17 protein-coding genes and 8 tRNA genes are annotated in these 21,919 nt (G+C 39.4%); 4 read left to right on the forward strand and 21 right to left on the reverse strand.

Annotated features, from left to right (window positions below; all coding sequences use genetic code 11):
- Positions 1-583 precede the first annotated feature (583 nt).
- Complete coding sequence (locus QL995_RS14120; RefSeq protein WP_024591297.1) at positions 584-1,999, forward strand: sodium:alanine symporter family protein; 1,416 nt, start codon at positions 584-586, stop codon at positions 1,997-1,999.
- 927 nt (positions 2,000-2,926) lie between these two features.
- Here QL995_RS14120 and QL995_RS14125 read toward each other — a convergent pair.
- From QL995_RS14125 to QL995_RS14180, 12 genes are all read right to left on the reverse strand, one after another.
- Positions 2,927-3,013, reverse strand: a tRNA-Leu gene (locus QL995_RS14125).
- A gap of 38 nt (positions 3,014-3,051) precedes the next feature.
- Positions 3,052-3,125: transfer RNA gene (locus tag QL995_RS14130), tRNA-Cys, on the reverse strand.
- 19 nt (positions 3,126-3,144) lie between these two features.
- A tRNA-Gly gene (locus QL995_RS14135) sits at positions 3,145-3,220 on the reverse strand.
- A gap of 49 nt (positions 3,221-3,269) precedes the next feature.
- Positions 3,270-3,356 (reverse strand) — tRNA-Leu (locus tag QL995_RS14140).
- A gap of 39 nt (positions 3,357-3,395) precedes the next feature.
- Positions 3,396-3,471: transfer RNA gene (locus QL995_RS14145), tRNA-Gly, on the reverse strand.
- A 64-nt stretch (positions 3,472-3,535) separates the two neighbouring features.
- A tRNA-Leu gene (locus QL995_RS14150) sits at positions 3,536-3,622 on the reverse strand.
- Positions 3,623-3,659: 37 nt separating this feature from the next.
- Positions 3,660-3,733: transfer RNA gene (locus tag QL995_RS14155), tRNA-Cys, on the reverse strand.
- 32 nt (positions 3,734-3,765) lie between these two features.
- Positions 3,766-3,841, reverse strand: a tRNA-Gly gene (locus QL995_RS14160).
- A gap of 212 nt (positions 3,842-4,053) precedes the next feature.
- A complete protein-coding gene (gene pgsA, locus QL995_RS14165; protein ID WP_032827134.1) occupies positions 4,054-4,599 on the reverse strand; it encodes a CDP-diacylglycerol--glycerol-3-phosphate 3-phosphatidyltransferase in 546 nt (181 codons plus the stop codon).
- Between the two features lie 42 nt (positions 4,600-4,641).
- Positions 4,642-6,465: an excinuclease ABC subunit UvrC gene (gene uvrC / locus QL995_RS14170; RefSeq protein ID WP_290294437.1), complete on the reverse strand. Its 1,824-nt coding sequence runs from the start codon at positions 6,463-6,465 to the stop codon at positions 4,642-4,644.
- A 9-nt stretch (positions 6,466-6,474) separates the two neighbouring features.
- Positions 6,475-7,125, reverse strand: coding sequence for a UvrY/SirA/GacA family response regulator transcription factor (gene uvrY, locus QL995_RS14175; RefSeq protein ID WP_002963136.1), 651 nt, complete (start codon positions 7,123-7,125; stop codon positions 6,475-6,477).
- A 108-nt stretch (positions 7,126-7,233) separates the two neighbouring features.
- Positions 7,234-8,385 (reverse strand): dicarboxylate/amino acid:cation symporter, encoded by a 1,152-nt coding sequence (locus tag QL995_RS14180; RefSeq protein ID WP_290294438.1) that lies wholly within the window; start codon positions 8,383-8,385, stop codon positions 7,234-7,236.
- A gap of 362 nt (positions 8,386-8,747) precedes the next feature.
- Between QL995_RS14180 and cysK the strand changes: the two genes are divergently transcribed.
- Positions 8,748-9,716, forward strand: a complete 969-nt coding sequence (gene cysK, locus QL995_RS14185) for a cysteine synthase A (RefSeq protein WP_002963138.1) — start codon at positions 8,748-8,750, stop codon at positions 9,714-9,716.
- Between the two features lie 142 nt (positions 9,717-9,858).
- Positions 9,859-10,293, forward strand: coding sequence for a hypothetical protein (locus QL995_RS14190; protein WP_007587009.1), 435 nt, complete (start codon positions 9,859-9,861; stop codon positions 10,291-10,293).
- A 343-nt stretch (positions 10,294-10,636) separates the two neighbouring features.
- Here QL995_RS14190 and QL995_RS14195 read toward each other — a convergent pair whose 3' ends face one another.
- Positions 10,637-12,913: an acyl-CoA dehydrogenase gene (locus tag QL995_RS14195; RefSeq protein WP_290294439.1), complete on the reverse strand. Its 2,277-nt coding sequence runs from the start codon at positions 12,911-12,913 to the stop codon at positions 10,637-10,639.
- Positions 12,914-13,080: 167 nt separating this feature from the next.
- Between QL995_RS14195 and QL995_RS14200 the strand changes: the two genes are divergently transcribed.
- The gene (locus QL995_RS14200) at positions 13,081-14,928 is read left to right on the forward strand and encodes a M2 family metallopeptidase (RefSeq protein WP_290294440.1); all 1,848 of its coding nucleotides are present in this window, start codon (positions 13,081-13,083) and stop codon (positions 14,926-14,928) included.
- Between the two features lie 67 nt (positions 14,929-14,995).
- Here the strand turns inward: QL995_RS14200 and QL995_RS14205 are convergent, their stop codons facing one another.
- The 8 genes from QL995_RS14205 to nudC form a co-directional block, all read right to left on the reverse strand.
- On the reverse strand, positions 14,996-15,799 hold the full coding sequence (locus QL995_RS14205) for a putative porin (protein WP_169044391.1): 804 nt from the start codon (positions 15,797-15,799) through the stop codon (positions 14,996-14,998).
- 364 nt (positions 15,800-16,163) lie between these two features.
- Positions 16,164-16,289, reverse strand: coding sequence for a hypothetical protein (locus tag QL995_RS14210; protein WP_290294441.1), 126 nt, complete (start codon positions 16,287-16,289; stop codon positions 16,164-16,166).
- A 174-nt stretch (positions 16,290-16,463) separates the two neighbouring features.
- The gene (locus QL995_RS14215) at positions 16,464-17,258 is read right to left on the reverse strand and encodes a putative porin (RefSeq protein WP_024591302.1); all 795 of its coding nucleotides are present in this window, start codon (positions 17,256-17,258) and stop codon (positions 16,464-16,466) included.
- 201 nt (positions 17,259-17,459) lie between these two features.
- A complete protein-coding gene (locus QL995_RS14220) occupies positions 17,460-17,834 on the reverse strand; it encodes a PH domain-containing protein (protein WP_007377979.1) in 375 nt (124 codons plus the stop codon).
- A complete protein-coding gene (locus QL995_RS14225) occupies positions 17,834-18,742 on the reverse strand; it encodes an ABC transporter ATP-binding protein (RefSeq protein WP_290294442.1) in 909 nt (302 codons plus the stop codon). The genes QL995_RS14220 and QL995_RS14225 overlap by 1 nt, the downstream gene beginning before the upstream one ends.
- On the reverse strand, positions 18,739-19,566 hold the full coding sequence (locus tag QL995_RS14230) for an ABC transporter permease subunit (RefSeq protein WP_290294443.1): 828 nt from the start codon (positions 19,564-19,566) through the stop codon (positions 18,739-18,741). The genes QL995_RS14225 and QL995_RS14230 overlap by 4 nt, the downstream gene beginning before the upstream one ends.
- A 143-nt stretch (positions 19,567-19,709) precedes the next feature.
- The gene (locus QL995_RS14235) at positions 19,710-20,891 is read right to left on the reverse strand and encodes a cystathionine beta-lyase (RefSeq protein ID WP_290294444.1); all 1,182 of its coding nucleotides are present in this window, start codon (positions 20,889-20,891) and stop codon (positions 19,710-19,712) included.
- 9 nt (positions 20,892-20,900) lie between these two features.
- A complete protein-coding gene (gene nudC, locus QL995_RS14240) occupies positions 20,901-21,821 on the reverse strand; it encodes an NAD(+) diphosphatase (RefSeq protein ID WP_165722920.1) in 921 nt (306 codons plus the stop codon).
- Positions 21,822-21,919 lie beyond the last annotated feature (98 nt).

Raw genomic sequence — 21,919 nt, forward strand, 5'->3', positions numbered from 1 at the left:
ACAGCTCAATGAATTCTGAATTTATTTTAATATCTTTCGATATTGAATTGACTGTGCCGAATAATTACCGAAATAACTATTCTGTTGGTCACTCAGTTTTCAATTGAGACTCTAATTTTTTTGCCTCGCTACCTAAGTAGGTTGGCTGTTAGAACTCAATCTGTACGAGTGCCCACACAGATGATTGCTTTATATTGTTAAAGAACGTTTTGAGTCGCTTTAGCGTCTCAAGGGATGCGAATAATACACCCTTTATTTTTCGAGTCAACACTTAGTTTTAAACTTTCTTTCGACAATTTAAAACCGAAGTTTTATTTAACTCTCTGAGTAGTTCGTGCCTCGCTATGCGTTGGCGTTTCCTGTCTCAGTGGGGTCGCATTATAGGGAGCGGCGGATTTTACGCAAGCGTTATTTGCATAAAATAGTAATTAAAATTAAGCCCCAAGCAAGCACACACGATAAGCACAAGTTACCCACAAAACCCTGTTGATAACTCTGTTTTTGAACTTTAAAACTAAACACTTTTATCCTGATGTGATAAGTTGCGGTCACTTTTTTTAACTCATGTATTTAGGCAGTATCCATGACAGACATAATAAACAGTATAAGTGCCCTTCTATGGGGCCAAGTTCTCGTCTACTTATTAATAGCAGCAGGCCTCTTTTTTACTTTTCGACTAGGCTTTATTCAGTTTGTGCAATTTCCACATATGTTCAAAGTTATGTTTGGCTCTCGTAAATGTGCCGATAACGAAATTTCATCCTTTCAGGCTTTTTGTACTTCGTTAGCTGCACGCGTTGGTACAGGTAATATGGCTGGTGTTGCTGTTGCCTTATACCTAGGTGGGCCAGGTGCTATTTTTTGGATGTGGCTGATTGCATTAATAGGTATGGCTACAAGCTTTGCTGAAAGTACTTTGGCTCAGGCTTATAAAACAAAAGATGCTGAAGGCAATTTTAGAGGCGGTCCTGCTTATTATATGCAAAACGGTTTAGGTAAACGCTGGATGGGGACTTTATTCTCGTTATGCTTAATTTTAGCCTTTGGTTTGGTATTTAACGCCGTACAGTCAAACTCTATTGCTGCAGCATTTGAAGTAGCGTTTGATGTACCTAAGTATATAGTAGGCATTTGCTTGGTTATTGGCTCTGGTATTATTATTTTTGGTGGTTTGAAAACGATTTCTCGTTTTGCTGAAATGGTTGTCCCATTTATGGCATTAGCTTACTTGTTAGTGGCTCTTTATGTATGTGCTATTAACTTTACTGCATTACCTGATGTAATTGTACTTATAATAAAAAGTGCTTTTGGTATTGAACAAGCTGGTGCAGGTGCAATTGGTTATGGTGTTACACAAGCTATGATCCAAGGTATAAAGCGTGGCTTATTCTCAAACGAAGCTGGTATGGGTAGTGCAGCTAATGCTGCAGCCACTGCGACACCTTACCCTCCTCATCCAGCATCACAAGGTTATGTGCAAATGCTAGGTGTATTTATTGATACTATTGTTATTTGTACAGCGACTGCTTCTCTTATTTTACTATCGCAGCAATTAGTACCTGAATCTGGTGTTATGGGGATTGAACTTACACAAGCAGCATTACAAGAACATGTCGGCGACTGGGGTACTTACTTTATTGCCATTGCTATATTGTTTTTTGCTTTTACTTCTATTGTGGCTAATTACTCTTACGCTGAAACAAATTTAATGTTTTTAGAGCACAACTCTAATAAAGGTATGTTTATCTTTAGACTTGTTGTTTTAGGTATGGTGATGTTTGGTGCTGTTGGTGAGCTTGGTTTAATTTGGACGCTGGCAGATATATCAATGGGTTTAATGGCCATTGTAAACGTTATAGCGCTATTTATGCTTTCAGGTGTTGTTGTATGGCTCTCTAAAGATTACAACGAACAACGCAAAAAGGGCTTAATACCCACCTTTGACAAAAGTAAGCATCCTAAACTTGCTAAAGAGGTCGATCCCGAGGCCTGGAAATAAACAATAAACAGCGAGCTACGGCTCGCTTTTTTAGTTCTAAAAATAAAAAGTCCTGACACATAGCACTCGATCATTTATAAATAAAAGCTGTTACGGACGATAAGAACTGTATAGACATTATCTGATTATCAGCCTAGACAAGACAACCTACAAAAACAGATGTTTAATGCCCATAGCTCTGCATTATGTATAAGCACTTTATTGTTTACCTATTTGAAGTTCTCACCATAACTCTAGACTTACTCTTACCCGCGATTTTTAACTTCCAATGAGCATGTGTTAGCAACCAATTCGACAACTATACCAACCTGCATAAATCTCTGAGCAATTTAACGAATTAAATTGCACTATAACGTCGTTAAAAATTTTTATTTAGAACACTAGATACAAAAAATTTTGCCTAGATCTAGCGTAATTTCCTTAACCTTAAATAGACCCGATATATAAGCAGATTGGTATTACTTTATGCTACCAGCACATAGGTGTTTGAACTTTACTTTCAAGGTTGTTTGCTCTCGAGGTGTAGATTGCTTTACTGTTTTGAATTTTTTAAAGCTAATGGCCTACTTTACTGGTTGGTATCATAAGTCTATGACGCTTTAGTTCAGTTCAAAGTGTATTCATTAGCATTAAGTACTGTGTGTCGCTAAAGATTGCATGGCTGGTTTATTTGAGGCGCTATAGGATTGGGTTTGGAAATATTACATTATGCTTACTCATATATATCTTTAATACGATAGATATACAAACTCTTAATGAACTATCACACAACGCTATTATTGGGTAGACCATGCATAAAATAGTGCATATCAAGATAATATAAACCATAGAAAACATAAAAATGATAAATCAGGATTTTTACTGGATATTTTATAGATATTAGAAGATTTATTAGATATTTTTTAAGCAGAGCGCTTAATAGAGAGATGGTGCCCGAGGCCGGACTTGAACCGGCACGACTTGTTAGTCGAGGGATTTTAAATCCCTTGTGTCTACCAATTCCACCACTCGGGCATCGAGTTTGCTAATTAAAGCGTGTGGAGTAAATTATATGGAGGCGGAACCCGGAGTCGAACCGAGGTAAACGGATTTGCAATCCGGTGCATGGCCACTCTGCCATTCCGCCTAAATGTATCCAAATAATTTGGAGCGGTACACGAGGCTCGAACTCGTGACCTCGACCTTGGCAAGGTCGCGCTCTACCAACTGAGCTAGTACCGCAAAATACTGTTTTATCAACTTCAAATCATCTTGGTAAAATAATTTAAAGTGGTGCCCGAGGCCGGACTTGAACCGGCACGACTTGTTAGTCGAGGGATTTTAAATCCCTTGTGTCTACCAATTCCACCACTCGGGCATCGAGTTTGCTATTAAAAGCAAGTGGATAAAACTAATATGGAGCGGTACACGAGGCTCGAACTCGTGACCTCGACCTTGGCAAGGTCGCGCTCTACCAACTGAGCTAGTACCGCATCATATTAATTCTAAATTAACCATTTTATAAATTACACTTGGTAATGTAATTAAACCACAAAGTGGTGCCCGAGGCCGGACTTGAACCGGCACGACTTGTTAGTCGAGGGATTTTAAATCCCTTGTGTCTACCAATTCCACCACTCGGGCATCGAGTTTGCTAATTAAAGCGTGTGGAGTGTTGAAATGGAGGCGGAACCCGGAGTCGAACCGAGGTAAACGGATTTGCAATCCGGTGCATGGCCACTCTGCCATTCCGCCCCAATACTGGAGTAATAACCTTGAGATAAACTTGGAGCGGTACACGAGGCTCGAACTCGTGACCTCGACCTTGGCAAGGTCGCGCTCTACCAACTGAGCTAGTACCGCATTTTATTTATCAGTTATTTGAATTAACACATGATGATTTATGTGAACATTCAGGTAACTGATTAATTACCGTTTTGTTTATCTCGGGGGCTATGCCCTCTCAACACGGACGCATTCTACAGAGATTATTAAACGCGTCAATACAAAAAATGCTAGTTTTGAACTGTTTGCTTGTTTTTTATCTAAAACGGTGCGTTATTATACATTTAGAGTTAATTTTTAGTCAATTCACCCCATGCTGCACGTAAATATTGCATCATAGAACTCAAGGTTAAAAAGGTCGCAATGTACAGTAGTCCAAAACTTAAATAGTTCATCCACGTATCATATTGCCAAATCAAACCGATAATGGCTAACATTTGTGCAGCCGTCTTTATTTTACCCATATTTGATACAGCTACATTACCACGCTTACCCTGCTCTGCCATCCATTCACGAAGTGCAGATATGATAATTTCACGGCTTATTATAATAAGAGCAGGTATTGTCATGTACATTGACTGGTACTGATCAGATAACGCTACAAGTGCAGCACATACCATTACTTTGTCAGCAACAGGATCTAAAAAAGCACCAAAAGGGGTTGATTGCTCAAGCTTTCTTGCCAAATAACCGTCTAATATATCGGTGATCGATGCAAGCCAAAAAATAAAGGCGGCAGCAAAAAAAGCCCAGCTATAAGGCAAATAAAATATCACCAAAAAAACGGGGATAAGAAAAAGTCTAAATGTTGTGAGTGTGTTTGGAATATTCCACATAACTACTTGGATATGTCTTTTTTGCTATATTCGCATGTAGGGCTAGCCCTTGTCATGCAAATGGTTAAATATCTTCTCAGCCATGTCAGGGCTGATCCCAGGAACTTTCTTTAACTGTTCTATATTAGCAGCTTTTACACCCTGCATGCCCCCTAAATATTTTAATAATGTTTGGCGACGCTTAGAACCTACTCCATTTATTTCTTCTAGTAGTGATTGTGTACGTTGTTTTTGTCGTTTATTACGATGCCCTGCAATAGCAAAACGGTGAGACTCATCACGTATATGCTGAATCAAATGAAGCGCAGGCGCATCTGAATCCATCGGAATGGTTTTGCGTCCACCGTCAATCAATAGTGTTTCAAGACCGGGTTTACGACTCGTTCCTTTTGCAACACCGACTAATAAGGGCATTTTAGTGTGCGACCAATTAGAAAAGTACTGCTCAGCGCGTCCTAACTGCCCCTTACCGCCATCAATAAAGATAACGTCTGGAATTTTGTCTTCGTCTACTAACTTGTTATAGCGCTTGTTAAGTGCAAATTCCATTGCAGCATAATCATCGCCACCTGTAATACCTGTTACGTTGTAGCGCCTATACTCTTTTGTATTTGGGCCTTGTGAGTCAAATACAACACAGCTTGCAACGGTGTTCTCCCCCATGGTGTGGCTTATATCAAAACACTCCATTCGGGTAATATCGTCAAGTCGCAGTGTTGCTTTTAATTGTGCATAACGTTTATTAATAGAGTCTTGGGTACTTTGTTTAACCGCAATACTGTTTAATGCATTTTTATTGGCCAGTTGTAAGTATTGCGCACGCTCACCACGAGTGACCACTTTAAGGATTACTTTGCGCTCACTTATTTGTGTAAGCGCTTCGCCGAGTGCCCCGCTCTCTTCTATTTCAAACGGTAATATGATTTCTTTTGCAATACGCCCTGTTGCTCCTGGCGCTAAATAGTACTGTCCTAAAAATGAAGTCAATATTTCTTGCTCACTCGAATCTTTAGGTACTTTTGGAAAATAGGTTTTACTACCCAGTACTTTATGATCGCGGATCATTAATAAATGAATGCCGTTTAACCCGTTTAAATGCGCAAAACCGACAACATCCATTTCTGCAAAGTTGCCAGAAATAGACTGTTGCTCCTGCATTTTACGAAGTAGCATTATTTGGTCGCGAACTTTTGCCGCCAATTCAAAGTTTAATTGCAGGCTGGCTGCTTCCATTTTTTTTATTAAATCAGCAATAACTTCGTGAGATTTACCCGTTAAAAATTTACGAACATAGTCAACTTGCTCACTGTAATCATCATCAGTTACTTTATTTACACATGGAGCTGAGCAACGTTTAAGTTGATATTGCAGACACGGGCGACTTCTTGCGCGGTAATAAGCATCTTCACATTGACGAACAGGAAATATTTTTTGCATTAAGCGCAAGCTTTCAGATACCGCTCCTGCGCTTGGGAAAGGCCCAAAGTACTCACCTTTAATTTTACGACTGCCACGATGAAATGCTAAACGAGGGTGTTTATGGCTAGTGAGTAAAATATAGGGGTACGACTTATCGTCGCGTAATAATATGTTGTACCGAGGCTGATATTTTTTTATTAGATTATTTTCAAGCAGCAGCGCTTCGGTTTCAGTATTGGTGAGGGTGACTTCAATGTTACAAATATTACTCACTAAAACGCGTGTTTTGCTATCGGTAATGTTACTTCTAAAGTAACTGCTCACACGCTTTTTTAGATGCTTTGCTTTACCAACATAAATAACTTGGTTGTCACTATCAAGCATGCGGTATACGCCCGGCTCACTTGATAGCGTTTTGAGAAAATGTACGTGATCGAATTCAGACATAAATTATAGTTAGTACGAAACGTCTATATCAATCATTTTATGACGAATAGCTAAATGGGTAAGCTCAACATCACCACCTACATTTAACTTTTCAAACATACGGTAACGATAGCTATTTACTGTTTTAGAGCTTAAATTTAAGCGTTCAGCTATATTTTGTGCTTTTTCACCTTTGGTGATCATAAGCATAATTTGCAGTTCGCGCTCAGATAAACTCTGAAAAGGGTTTTCATCTGTGCGGCCTGTCACTTGTGCAAGCGCTATCTGCTGTGCAATTTCAGGTGCAATGTAACGCTGACCAGCATGAACACAACGAATGGCACGCACCATTTCATCAGAGCCCGCACCTTTAGTTAAAAAGCCATGTGCACCAATTTGCATTACCTTGCTCGGAAACGGGTCTTCACAATTAACAGTAAGCACAATAATTTTTACATCTGGGCAGTAACGACAAATCTTTTTAGTCGCTTCTAATCCGCCCATGCCTGGCATATTCATATCCATTAATACTATGTTTGGCGCATGCTGACGACAAAACTGTACAGCCTCTTCGCCAGTTTTAGCTTCGCCAATTACTTTAAACCCTCGTACGTCATCAAGAATACGCTTGATTCCTGTTCGTACAAGTTCATGGTCATCAACTAAAAGTACATTAATCAATGGAACATCCTCACTTACCTAACAACATGCAATTTAATTAAATTAATTTGCCACAGTAACATACATAAAGCGAAACAATAATTAATATTATTGCCTCGCTCTAATAGTTTAAGATGACGATTTTTCGCTAAATCTGTCAACCCATAACGCAATGATACCATCACCCGTTACATTACACGCAGTACCAAAGCTATCTTGTGCTAAATAAAGTGCAATCATTAATGCAACAGCACCTTCATTAAACCCAAGCATGCTTGTTAATAAACCAAGCGCCGACATGACTGCACCACCTGGAGCACCCGGTGCTGCAATCATTACTACACCTAACATCATAATAAATGGCAGCATACCCATCAATGAAGGAACTTCCATGCTTGGCGATAAAAACATAACAGCCATTGCACAGGTTACTATAGTGATAGTTGAGCCAGATAAGTGAATAGTCGCGCAAAGTGGCACTGTAAAGTTAGCTACATCTTCTTTAACGTTATTTGCTTTACTTGATTGAAGCGATACTGGAATCGTTGCTGCACTTGACATAGTACCTAACGCTGTAAAGTAAGCTGGTAGCATATTTTTAACTAATTCGATTGGATTACGTTTTAACAATATACCTGTCGCTATATATAAAACACTTAGCCATAACCAGTGCATAACAAGCGCTGCTATTAAAACTACGCCAAATGTTTGCAATGTATCAACCACAGTGCCTGCTACCGTCATTTCGGCAAATACGCCAGCAATGTAAAATGGTAAAGCTGGAATAATTACTTTCGATAATAACCCGTCCACTACATCACGACCCTGATCAGACACCTTTTTAAGCGTATCAAGTTCTAGTTGGCTCATGCCTGTACCAAATACAAAAGCAGTCACTAATGCGGTCATTACACCCATCAGAGGTGGAATTTCTAAATCAATAAAACTACCTATTTCAGTAGCAACTTCTGCTTCAAACGTAATACCACCGCTTAAAAACGGAATTACGGCACTCACTAATAAAAATGCAAGCGTGCCGGCAATAATGGTAGAGCTGTAAGCAAACCCGACTGTTTTACCAAGTAAGTGACCAGACCCTTTTGGTAGGCCAGCAATACCCGATGCAATAAAAAATAAAATGATAAGAGGGATGGTAAAGGAGATAATTTGACCAATCAGCTCTTTTACTGTGAATAAAAGTTCAACACCAGTTATAGGTACATATAGTCCGACTAAGATACCGGCCACAATACCGGCAATTAATTTTAAGATTAACTTCATTGTGATTGCTTAATTGAATTTAGATACGTGTTTTTATCATGTTTTAGACGCATTGTGTGATAAAACTATTCAAGTTACATTCATATGCACAAATAACGAACAAATACAGCTTAATCCAATGCTCTTTCGAACATTTTTTGACTAAACGAGTTTTTACTCTTTAAATTTCAAATTAAGCCCGCACCTACAATAATTAAAGCACCGTTAATAATTGATTTTTATTTCGGCTGGTTATAAGCCCAATAGATATATGTTATAGCCAAACTTTACTTTAGTTTTTTTAAACTCACAGTAAAGTGTGTTTATATAGTTAGTAGCAAAGGCTATTAACACGTTGATCAGATTGCATCCAAAGGAACATTATGTCTACTATTTTTGAAGATAACTCACTAAGCATCGGTAATACACCGCTGGTAAAACTTAACCGTGTTACAGGTGGGAATGTATACGCTAAAGTTGAATCTCGTAATCCAAGCTTTAGTATCAAATGCCGCATTGGTGCATCGATGATTTGGGAAGCTGAAAAGTCAGGTCAGCTTGTTGAAGGTAAAGAACTTATAGAACCAACATCGGGGAACACCGGTATTGCACTTGCATTTGTTGCAGCAGCACGTGGTTACAAGTTAACGCTTACTATGCCAAACACCATGAGCCTAGAACGTCGCAAGCTATTAAAAGCATTAGGTGCAAATCTAGTACTTACCGACGGTGCTAAAGGTATGAATGGCGCAATTGAAAAAGCAAAAGAAATTCAAGCAACAGCTCCTGATAAGTATATTTTATTACAACAATTCGAAAACCCTGCAAACCCAAAAATTCACTTTGAAACAACAGGCCCTGAAATTTACGATGCGCTTGACGGCAAAGTAGACTTTTTTGTAGCGGGTGTAGGTACTGGTGGTACTATTACAGGTGTTAGCCGCTACCTTAAAACAGAGAAAGGTTTAAACGTTAAGTCTATTGCTGTTGAGCCAACTAACTCTCCTGTTATTAGCCAAACGCTTGCCGGTGAAGAAATTAAACCTGGCCCTCATAAAATCCAAGGTATTGGTGCAGGCTTTATCCCTGGCAACTTAGATATGGACTTAATTGATGGTGCCGAGCTTGTATCTAACGAAGACGCAATTGCAATGGCGCATCAGTTAATGAAAAAAGAAGGTATTTTAGTCGGTATTTCGTCAGGTGCTGCGGTTGTTGCAGCTAAGCGAATTGCTGAAAAACCTGAAAACGCAGATAAAAATATTGTTGTTATCCTACCTAGTGCAACTGAGCGTTACTTATCAAGCCCAATGTTTGATGAAGAATTTAGTGAGCAAGAGTTAGTACAATAAGTAATTTTAAGATTTTTAAAAGGATGCTTTAGGCATCCTTTTTTATTATTTATTATCCAATTTTCTATTTATTGCCCCCCATACCTTTACATCTTCCTAGATAAACCACACACTTTAAAAAAACTAATTAATAATAACTAATATGAAAAAAATCACGAGTTTATTAAGTTTGGTTATCTGTTTATTTTTATCAGCCTGTGGAGACGATACCAAAACACTTGGCGACACTCCTGGCGATACAGCAACCGCTTATTTTGATGCGCTTTATAACCAGCAAGACCTTCAAAAAGCCAGCACCATGGCAACACCCAATCTTACGCGCATCATGAAATCCTACGGCACTGCAAAACAGTTTTCCCGTAACTTAGTAAATATGCAATATGATGAAGTAACCATTGAAGTTGATATGACCAATATGAGCATCCGTGAACAATACGGTGATAACGCCAAAATAAACCTTATTTTTACCGGCTATTTAAATGGTGATAAAATTGACGAAATGCGCAGTGTAAAAATGCTTCGTAAAAAGGGCAAATGGTACATAGATAAAATAGTTGCCGACCCTTACGCTCGTTAAAAATAAATGAATTAAACATAAAAAGGCCTTACATTCGTAAGGCCTTTTTATGTTTAGCTAGGGCGTGTTGATCTTTGTGGATTGAAGTTTGTTCAATCTAGGGGCGATTTAATCGCGGCGCGAGGTTTGTAACCTAGTGGGCTAAGTAAAAACCGAGCAACAAAGAGTTAATCGTCCCTAGAAAGAACCCAAAGGGCAGCGCATGTTTGGCATTTATGCTGCGTTATCGCCTATTTATGGGGAATAACCACACTACATAGGCTCTGCCTTGCCTAAAAACCAAACAGCCTGCTGCAAATTCAACCACGAAGGGTCATCACGCCCTAGTATTTAAAGTACTGCGCTACAGCTCGCCTGGTTGAAAATTATCAACTGCAATGGCTTTCTTTCGTAACTTATTAGCGTGATGCATTGCATCAGCATCCGTTTGCTCTAATAACTTATTTTCAAGCGCATAATTTATAGCACCTTCAATATCAAGCGTTGCAGGCACACTGCCCTTACGCTGCCATTGTTTTAGATCTTTAAACTGCGCCTGCATATCATGCATAGCTAAAAATGCGCTTTCCATGACCCCTGTACCTGCATTTTCATCTACATAACATAAATGCGTTAAGCGGTTTCTAAATACACCCGGTTGAGTCATACGCTCACAAATACTTTGTGCAATTTCATCACTTGGTCTGTGGTAATGATTTCCAAGCGGGAAGACGATACGTTTAAGGGTAAAATTAACAACCGGATTTGAAAAGTTTTTAAAGAAGCCATTAAACGCTTGGCCAATTTCAAATAATGAGTTCTCAATAGCATATTTTACAAATGGTAAATCAGCTTGTTGGCGCCCTTCGTCTTCATAACGTTTTAAAACAGTTGATGCTAAGTACAAATGACTTAATACATCACCCAAACGTGCCGATATCATTTCTTTTCGTTTAAGCTCACCGCCAAGCATTAACATAGCCACGTCTGTGCAAATAGCTAAGCCTCGGCTCATTCTGCTCAGTTGCTTATAATAAACAGCCGTTTCACCACCTACAGGCGCTTTAGCAAAATAACTACGTGTTAAGCCATGCACAAATGCCATACCTGCATTACTTGCTGCAAATATTATATGGTTCATTAATAAACCATCAAATTGTTCCAGTGCTGCGTCGTCATCTTCCATTGCAGCGGCTTCCATTTCTTTTAAAACAAATGGATGACAGCGTGTTGCACCTTGGCCAAATATCATTAAGTTACGCGTTAAAATATTCGCGCCTTCAACCGTAATTGATACTGGAATACCCATATAGCCATGCGCCAAATAGTTATTAGGCCCTACTTGAATTCCTTTACCTGAATGAATATCCATTGCATCGTTCATTACCGTACGACCCATTTCAGTCATATGGTATTTAGCAATCGCGGTTACAACCGACGGGCTTAATTTTAAATCAATCGCACCTGCGGTCATTAATCGGCACGACTCAAGTGTGTAAGTTAAACCACCAATACGTGCAAGTGCCTCTTGCACACCTTCAAACTGCCCTATAGATACACCAAACTGCTGGCGTACCATGGCATATGCCGATGTCATTTTTGAAGCTAAATGTCCAGTTGCTGCACTCAATGCTGGTAGTGATATACCACGCCCTGCACTTAAACACTCAACAAGCATTCTCCAGCCACGCCCTGCACACTCTTGACCACCAATGATCCAGTCCAGTGGTATAAATACATCTTTACCGTAAGTGGTACCATTCATGAAGGCCATATTAAGCGGATAATGACGCTCACCCGTTTCAACACCCGGATGATCGGTTGGTATTAGTGCACATGTAATGCCTAGCTCTTTCTTATCACCTAATAAAGCATCAGGGTCATACATTTTAAATGCTAAGCCGAGTACAGTAGCCACAGGTGCAAGCGTAATGTAGCGCTTTGACCAATTTAAACGCAGGCCCATTACTTGCTCGCCATTGTGCTCACCCATACACACCATGCCTGAATCAGGAATGCTGCCAGCATCAGAGCCCGCCTCTGGTCCCGTTAATGCAAAACAAGGAACATCTGTACCATTAGCTAAACTTGGCAGCCAACGATCTTGCTGCTCTTTAGTACCATAGTGAAGAAGTAACTCGCCCGGACCTAAGCTATTAGGCACCATAACAGTGACTGCGGCTGTTAAGCTTTTAGTCGAAATTTTTGACACTATCGTTGAATTAGCAATTGCCGAGAACTCACGACCGCCAAATTTTTCAGGAATGATCAGCGCAAAAAAACCTTCTGTTTTTAGGTAATCCCACACTTCTTTTGGTAAGTCTTTGTCTTTTTGTACAATTTGATAATCATCAAGCATCGCCAATAAGGTTTCTACTTGGTTAGCCATAAATGCGTTTTCTTTATCGCTAAGCTCTGGCTTAGGAAAGCGGTGCAGTTTTTGCCAGTCTGGGTTACCACTAAATAACTCACCATCCCACCAAACATCACCTGCTTCCATCGCCTCTCGCTCTGTTTGCGATAATGGCGGAAGCACCTTTTTGAACATTTTAAACGTAGGACGACTAATCAAGTTTAGGCGAATATCTTTAACCGCAAAAATAACCACCACCACGACCAGCAATATTATAAATATTAACATGCGCACATTCCTTACACATTGAATGAAAATAGTAACTTAATTATGACCCATCTTAATTTAAATACAATCATTGCACGACGAGTCGTGAGCCTTAACGCATTCATTTTATTGTTTTAAACATCACTGCTATTATCAACGTTTTAATAACAATAAATTAAAGGAATAGCATGACCCCCTTTCGATTTAAACTAAGTATGAGCGCCTTAATGGTAGCAAGTACTCTTGCTTTAACGGCCTGCGATGCGCAAGTAACGATAGACACTACCGATTCAGCACACACTAAAAAAGCTGTAACAGCTAAAGATGCAAATACATTTATAACAAACACAGAAAAAGAACTGAGTGCACTTTATTTAGAATCGAGCCGTGCAGAATGGATTTACGCAAACTTTATTACTCATGATACGTCGGCTCTATCGGCTGAAGTTAACCGTAAAATGACCGAAACAGTCGTGCGTTTAGCAAATGAAGCTGCAAAATACGACGAACTAGAGCTTGATTACGATGCTCGCCGTAAGCTTGATAAACTAAAACTAGCACTTACACTTCCTGCCCCACAAGACGCTGATAAAACAGCGCAACTTTCACAAATTGTCGCAGAGCTTGGCGGGCTATATGGTAAAGGTAAATACTGTAAAGAAGATGGCACCTGTTTAAGCCTTGGCGACATGACCTCAAAAATGGCCACCAGCCGAGATTACAACGAACTACTTGATTTATGGCAAGGCTGGCGTGAAATATCAAAACCCATGCGCCCACTTTACGAGCAACAAGTAGCACTTACCAACGAAGGTGCAAAGGAGCTTGGTTATGCCGATACGGGCGCTATGTGGCGCAGTAAATACGATATGCCTGCTGATGACTTCACCACTGAGCTTGACCGTATTTGGGGCCAAGTTAAACCACTGTATAACTCGCTACACTGCCATGTTCGCGCAAAGTTAGGTGAAAAGTACGGCACCGAAAAAGTACCTCAAGATCAGCCAATACCAGCGCACTTGCTTGGTAATATGTGGGCGCAAGCATGGGGTAATATTTACGATGTAGTTGCACCAGAAAACGCCGATCCGGGTTACGACGTAACCGAGTTATTAGCTCAAAATAATTACGACGAACTTAAAATGGTAAAAGGGGCTGAAAACTTTTTTACCTCAATGGGTTTTGACGCACTACCAGAGACATTTTACGAGCGTTCACTGTTTGTAAAACCAAAAGACAGAGATGTGCAGTGTCATGCATCAGCATGGAATATCGATAGCAAAGACGATTTACGCATTAAAATGTGTATTCAGCGCACAGGCGAAGAGTTTTCAGTTATTCACCATGAATTAGGTCATAACTTTTATCAACGCGCATATAATAAACAACCTTTATTTTATCAAGAAAGTGCAAACGATGGTTTTCATGAAGCCATTGGTGACACCATTGCCTTATCGGTTACACCGGGTTACTTAAAAGAAATCGGCTTACTTGAACAAGTACCTGATGAATCTAAAGATATTGGTTTATTAATGAAAATGGCACTTGATAAAGTCGCCTTTGTGCCGTTTAGCTTAATGGTTGATCAGTGGCGCTGGCAGGTATTTTCAGGGGAAGTAGCACCAGAAAATTACAATAAAGCATGGTGGGAACTACGTGAAAAATACCAAGGAGTGCAAGCTCCTATCGCACGTAGCGAAAATGATTTTGATCCGGGTGCTAAGTACCACGTTCCGGGTAACACGCCTTATACACGTTACTTTTTAGCGCATATTTTGCAATTTGAGTTTCATCGTAGCTTATGTGAAATTGCCGGTAACGATAAAGCCATTCATCGCTGCTCTATTTATAACTCAAAAGAAGCAGGGGATAAGCTAAACGCTATGCTTGAAATGGGTTCGTCTCGCCCTTGGCAAGAGGCGCTTGAAACTGTAACAGGTAAGCCGCAAATGGATGCAACAGCAATGCTCGATTACTTTGCACCATTACAAACTTATTTAGATAAACAAAACGAAGGCCGCAACTGCGGCTGGTAAATAGCGCTGAACAAAAAGCCCGCTCAAATGAGCGGGCTTTTTATTCATATTCTAATTTTCTGTTAAATTAGAACTGTAAGCTTACATTTGCAAAGTAGGCATCATAATCAGAATCATCCCAGTTATTGCCGTAACCTGCTTTTAAACCAACATTGTTGTTGAAAAAGTGTTGAGCACCAAGAGTGTAATCATCATTTTTATTAACTGTAACAAAAACCGATGTTGCTTTGCTGAAATAGTAGTTAGATGCTAATTCCCAGTTACTTGAACCGCCATCAACATCTTCAAATTTACCTTCAACAGTCAAGTAGTTACCTTGCTGTAAATCAACAAAGTACTTAGCTGCTACTGCACGGTAATCAAACTCATCATCTGCTGTTACTGTAAAGCCGATGTAATCAGTGCTGTTTAACTGATGGTTATATGCTAAGTCAAACACAAACTGATTGTCAGCATCTTCTACATCAACAAACGTTGCTTTTAATACAAGGTTTGGATTAAAGAAGTAACCCGCTGAAAGTTCAATTACATCCGTGCTTGAGCCAAAATCACTATCGAGATTATTGTACTGTGCACCTAATACAAAATCTTCTACAAAATACTCACCGCCAATGCTAGTAACATCTCCAAGATCATTATCACTGTATGCACCATAAACATTTGTTTGCTTATTGATGTATTCAAATTGATCGTAAGGACCTAAAGTCGCTTTTGGAGAAAAATAATATGTTGAGTCAACACTTACTGTGTCATCACCATCTACGTCCACATATCCTACATGGCTGATTGATTGGTAAGTATCTGCGGCTATTGCAGTGGTTGCAGCACTTGATAATAAAATGCTCGAAATGATAACGGCTAATTTTTTCATTTTAAATTCCCTATAAATATTACTTTTTATGCCTCAGCTGTCTAGCCAAAGTCGGGGCGCATCCTAACGTCAGAAAAATGAACAAAAACTGAATAAAAGGTCAGATTAAACTCAGTGTAATTGTAATAATTTATACGTAAATGTAAATACAAAGTATCCATTAAATCTACAAGACAATATCATGTCATCATTTAAATTTAAAAAGTAACAAATACGGTACAAACTGTCGCTAAATTGAACACAACTTAATTATTCGATAAACCTCATCAATATAATTTCCTCTCACTAAATTTTTTTAATTTCTCAAAAAAATTACTCTGTTTAATTCATTATTTCTGTATTTATAATGAAAAATAGGTTTGTATCAGTGCATATTTTTATCTGTTTTTTCCAATAACCATTGTTTACTAGCAAAAACAACTCCAATACTTACTATTTTATAGCTATTATCATCGACTGCACTTAATGGCTTTAATAACAATTTAGCCATTCATGGCGCTCTATTTATAACTTAAAGGAGTTATTTAGATGAGCAAAATAAAGTCCGTAATAATGGCTGGTAAAAGTTTATAGTTAAAAGCTCAAACGTTTAAAAACGACAAAGCCCGCTAAATTTAGCGGGCTTTTTAATATTACTTTTGTATTAACTAAGTACGGGACTTAATTAAAACTGAAAACGCATGTTAGCAAAGTACGCATCGTTGTCAGAATCATCAGCGTTGTTTTCGTAACCCACCTTTACACCAATATTTTTATTGATGAAGTGTTGAGCACCAAAGCTATAAGTATCTTGCTTATTGTAGTTAGCAAATACAGATGTTGCTTTTGAGAAGTAGTAGTTAGTTTCTGCTACCCATTGGTTTTGGGCATCATCAATGCTTTCGTATTTACCTTCAAAAGTAAGGTAGTTACCTTGCTGTAAATCAATAAAGTATTTAGCAGCTACTGCACGGTAATCAAAATCGTCGTCTGATGTAAGTGTAACACCTACGTAATCAGTGCTGTTTAGCATGTAGTTGTAAGCTAAATCAAATAATGCGTAATCATCGCCGTCTTTGTTTTCAACTAGTGTTACTTTTGCAAGTAAATCAGGGTTGAAAAAGTAACCACCCGTCAGTTTATAAAGCTCACTGTTAGAACCTGAATCTGGGTCGAGGTTTTCGTAAGATGCGCCAACAACAAATTCATTAATGAAGTATTCACCACCAACTGATGTTAAATCGCCAAAGTCGTCATCAGCGTAGCCACCATATACGTTAGTTTGTTTATTGATGTATTCAAACTGATCGTACGGACCTAAAGTTTTTTTAGGAGATAAGTAGTAAATAGAATCTACAGCAACGGTGTCGTTGTTATCGCTATTTTTATAGCTTAGGTTACTAATTGAATTGTAGCTGTCTGCAGCAGCCGCAGTGCTAGATAATAAAATGCTCGAAATAATAACTGCTAATTTTTTCATTGTAAGACTTCCCTATGTACATTGCTTTTTATGCTCTAGCTGTATTGCTAAAGTCGAGGCACATGCTAACGTTAGGAAACTGAATGAAAACTTAACTAACCAGTTGTATTTATTAAGTTAATTGTAAGGAAGTGTTGTAAACTGTAAAATTAAAGTAGTTGCAACATCTAGTCAACAACTACTTAAAACATGTACCGCAGCTTAAAGCGCGTGTTGGCTAATAATACGATAAACATCGTTAATATTATCGCCAGACTTAAACTCTTTACTAATTGGTGTTGGATCTGAGCCAACCCATATTTTTAGCTCGGCATCTAAGTCAAAATGGCCTGCACTTTCTTTACTAAACTTGGTAATTTTAGAGTAAGCAATACTCACCATTTCCATTTTAGAGCCGGTCATACCTTGCTTATCAATTAAGATTAAGCGCTTATTAGTAAAAATAAACATATCACGTACTACTTTATATGCTTTTTCTACTTGCTCGCCGTCAATTAATGTATTGGCGAGGATTTTCTCTAAATCAGAATCGTCAACTTCGCTTGCATTACCCATAAGTCCGCTAAGTAAACCCATTATACTTTCTCCTGTTTAAATATTTGATTCTCTAATGTGTGACCATTAACTAACTGCCTGTACTGCCAGTGTTGCTGATGACAAAAATTCAGTAGTGCAATATCAAGTGGATCGCTCGTTGGCTGATACTCAACAACATATTCTTTATGTTGGCTCATATACACCCGGCTCACCCCTGCAATTGCTTGAAGCTGTTGCTCAACATTTTGATAAGCTTCGCTTAGCATTAATGTATAAAAGTGTTTATCGGTATTGTTTGTTTTTGTTTGATGCTCGCTTAGTACGCCTTTATCTAAATGAAGCACCTGTGAGCATAGTCGTTCAAGCTCAGTTAAATCGTGAGAGCTTAAAATAAACGTAGCCTGTTCACTTAATTCAGATACTAGCTCGCGTACTTCTCTGGCATGAATCGGATCAAGCCCTGCGGTTGCTTCATCAAGCATTACAATTTGTGGCGCGCCAATAAGTGCTTGCGCTATCGTAACGCGCTTGCGCATACCGTGCGATAAATCCCCTGCACGCTGCTTTGCAATTTCTTTTAAGCCAACCAAGTCAAGTACACGTAGCGCCTCAGTTTGACTTTGCTTAGCACCCATACCTTGCAGTTTTGCATAAAAAGCGAGTTGCTTATCTATATTAAAACGAGGGTCAAGTTGCGCGTCTTGCGGTAATGCACTTACTTTATTAAATAAAGCAGCGCTCCCTGGCTTATGCCCTAATATTTCAAGGCTGCCTTTACTTGGCGCTATATAGCCGCACAACAAACTAAATAAGGTGGTTTTACCCGCACCATTTGGCCCAACAAGCGCAACTGGCGCACCTTTATTAATCTCAAAGTCCACATTATTAAGCGCAAGTTTTGTACCATACGATTTACTCAAACCGCTGGCTGTAATTAATGGTCTCATAGTGAGCTCCTTGCAAAAATACGTTGAGCAACGCTTAGTAATACCGCAGTTTGCACAAGGGGAATAGCCACAGCGCTTAATAATGGTAAATTTTGCCCCGCTAATAACTCTATTTGCACACCCGGAAATAAATAATCAAGCAAGCCTAATGCGGGTATTTGCCATTGCAGTATACCAACTACAATACCGCCTGCTGCAAAATATAAAATTGCCAATACAATAGATAAACGCGATGAGCGAGCAAAGGTATTTATTAACGTCATAAGTGCTACAAATGGACACAGAGTAATCACTAATATTAAAAATATAGAAAGCGCACGGGCAAAACCACCAGCCAGTAAACTTGGATCTCTAAACCCTAGTACAGCAAGCGTAGCCACAAGAGTAATGCCCACTAAGCAGGCTAATACCGCTAATTGTCCTAAAAAACGACCAAACAGTATTTCAAAGCGAGTGGAGCGCAGTGATAAAAACCTTAGTGTGCCGCGCTCTCTATCGCCTACCGTTTGGTCGCTACAAATAAATAAACCAAAAACGGGAAAGCTATACAGGGCTATTAACCAGTACATAGCAAATTCGGCCTCAGGCCAATCCAATAATTTACTTAAACCAATAGAACCTGATATATCACGGGCTATTTGCTCAAAATCGGGCGCACTTACAATGCCTACTGCCTGCCCTATTGGGTAGCGCAGTATTATTAGCCACACCAATGCAAAGGCAGCTAATGCAATAAGTCCACGTTTAGTTAAAAACATACGTACAAGCTCAAATCCCGCTATTTGCGTTAATCGCCCTACGTTTATCGGTAATGGTGTTGTCATTGACTATCCTTAATGACTTTTTATTTTCTGTGTATTTATCCACACTAAGTGTAAACACCTTGAATTACCAGCAAAAAAAAGCCCACCTATGGTGAGCTTTGTAACAATACATTTAAATGTAACAGCATAAATTGCGATATAAATTATAAATGCTGCTTATAAACCTCAAGTGCTTGGCTTAAATCACTAATTAAATCATCTACATCTTCAAGACCAATATGCAAGCGAATAACCGGGCCTAAATCCCAACCTGTATTTGAACGCAGCCCTTTCATAGTTAAATTAGCGGTTACTAAACTTTCAAAACCGCCCCACGAAAAGCCCATTTTAATATGCTCAAGGCTATCTAAAAATGCATCAATCGCTTTTTGATTGCCGGTTTTCATAACAAATGAAAACAACCCATTACTGCCATCAAAGTCACGTTTAAAAAACTCATGCCCTGGGCAGGTTTCAAATGCAGGGTGGCGAATATGATCAACAAGCTCATGTTGTTCAAGCCATTTAGCTACTTCTATTGCTGCTTTTTCATGTTGATTTAAACGCACACCCATTGTACGAAGGCCTCTAAGCGCTAAATACGCATCATCGGCACTGGTACATTGCCCTAGTAAGTACGAGTTTTCGCGCAAGGTTGGCCAGTACTTTTTATTAGCAACAGCCACACCCATCATCACGTCTGAATGGCCGACAATATACTTCGTTGCAGCCTGAATACTAATATCAACACCGTGCTCTAGCGGACGATAATGCAAACCGTTGCCGTAGGTATTATCAAGTATGGTCATTACGCTATGCTCATTGGCTACTTTTACCATAGCAGGCACATCTTGCACTTCCATCGTAATAGAACCTGGGGATTCTAAAAACAATACTTTGGTATTTGGCTGAATGTAGTCTTTAATACCTGCGCCAATGGTTGGCGGGTAGTAGGTTGTTGTAATGCCCAGCCCCACTAAAATTTTATCGCAAAAATCGCGAGTTGGTTCGTACACGTTATCAACCATTAAAATATGATCACCGGTTTTTAAAAACGATAAAAATACTTGGCTAATCGCCGCCGCGCCACAAGGGTATAGTGCACAGCCTTCGCCGCCTTCAAGTTCTGTAATCGCTTCTTGTAGCGCAAAGTGTGTTGTTGTTCCCCGGCGCCCATAAAATAACGTTTTATCGCCACGGGTTTTAGCTGCTTCTTTTAGATCTGCTACGGTATCAAATACAATGGTAGATGCACGCTGTACAACGGGATTTACTACGCCATGTGTATAGGCTTTTTTGCGCCCTGATGATACCAGCTGAGTGTTTTTATTACTTTTACTCGACATTGTTAATCCTTAAGGGTTTGTGCGCCAATGCTCAATTAAATAACGAGAGATAGAGTCGGTTCTAGGCAGCTTTAAATGCTCCCCTTCTTCGTGCCAATTACCAAATTGCTCTAAGTCTTCACGGCTAAACCATTTTGCATCGTCTAGCTCTTCTTTATCTACGTTAATTTCCTCAGATGTCGCCTCTGCAAAAAAACCAAGCATAATGGACGATGGGAACGGCCATGGCTGAGATGCAACATAACGTACGTTATCAACCTCTATACCTGCCTCTTCTTTAACTTCACGCGCAACAGCTTGTTCCAGTGTCTCCCCTGGGTCTACAAATCCAGCAAGCGACGAATACATACCAATAGGCCACGCGGCTTGGCGACCTAATAAACAGCGTTCTACTCCGTCAGCAAAGACTTTAGTAACGACCATAATTACCGCAGGATCGGTACGCGGGAATGTAGGATGCTTACAGTTTTCGTTTTCACATACACGAGAATGCCCTGCTTCCACTGAACGGTTTTTACTACCGCAGCGCCCACAAAAACGGTGCGTGGCATGCCAATAACATAAACCTCTCGCAAGGGCGGCTATTGAGGCATATTTAATGGTTACTTGAGGCCCATATTGGCGAATATCAAAAAACTGAGCGCCCTCTATTAAAGGCGTAAGTACGCTTTCATCCAGATCAGAAACATCCAATGCAAACACACCATGTTTAGCATTGTTTAAACCAACAAAAATAGCACTCGTTAAATCTAAATGCGCCACTTGTTGATACGTTAAATAGCTTACTTTAGGGGTATCTTTAATAAATAGGGTTTGATTATTTTTAACTAAAACCCATTTACTTTGCGCCGACATTTGCGCTTTAAGCCACGATGGGTCTTTACGAAAATTTGAGCCTCTATCTAGTGGCATGTTGCTGTAATGAAGCATGTAAGTCCTTGGTAACTCGTTATGCTTTAAAATTACCATAATCATTTAGCAAACCCAATTGATTACAGTAATAAAAAAAGCCTATATAAGGCTTAATT

The sequence above is a fragment of the Pseudoalteromonas sp. APC 3358 genome (assembly GCF_030408075.1).
Taxonomy (GTDB): domain Bacteria; phylum Pseudomonadota; class Gammaproteobacteria; order Enterobacterales; family Alteromonadaceae; genus Pseudoalteromonas; species Pseudoalteromonas arctica.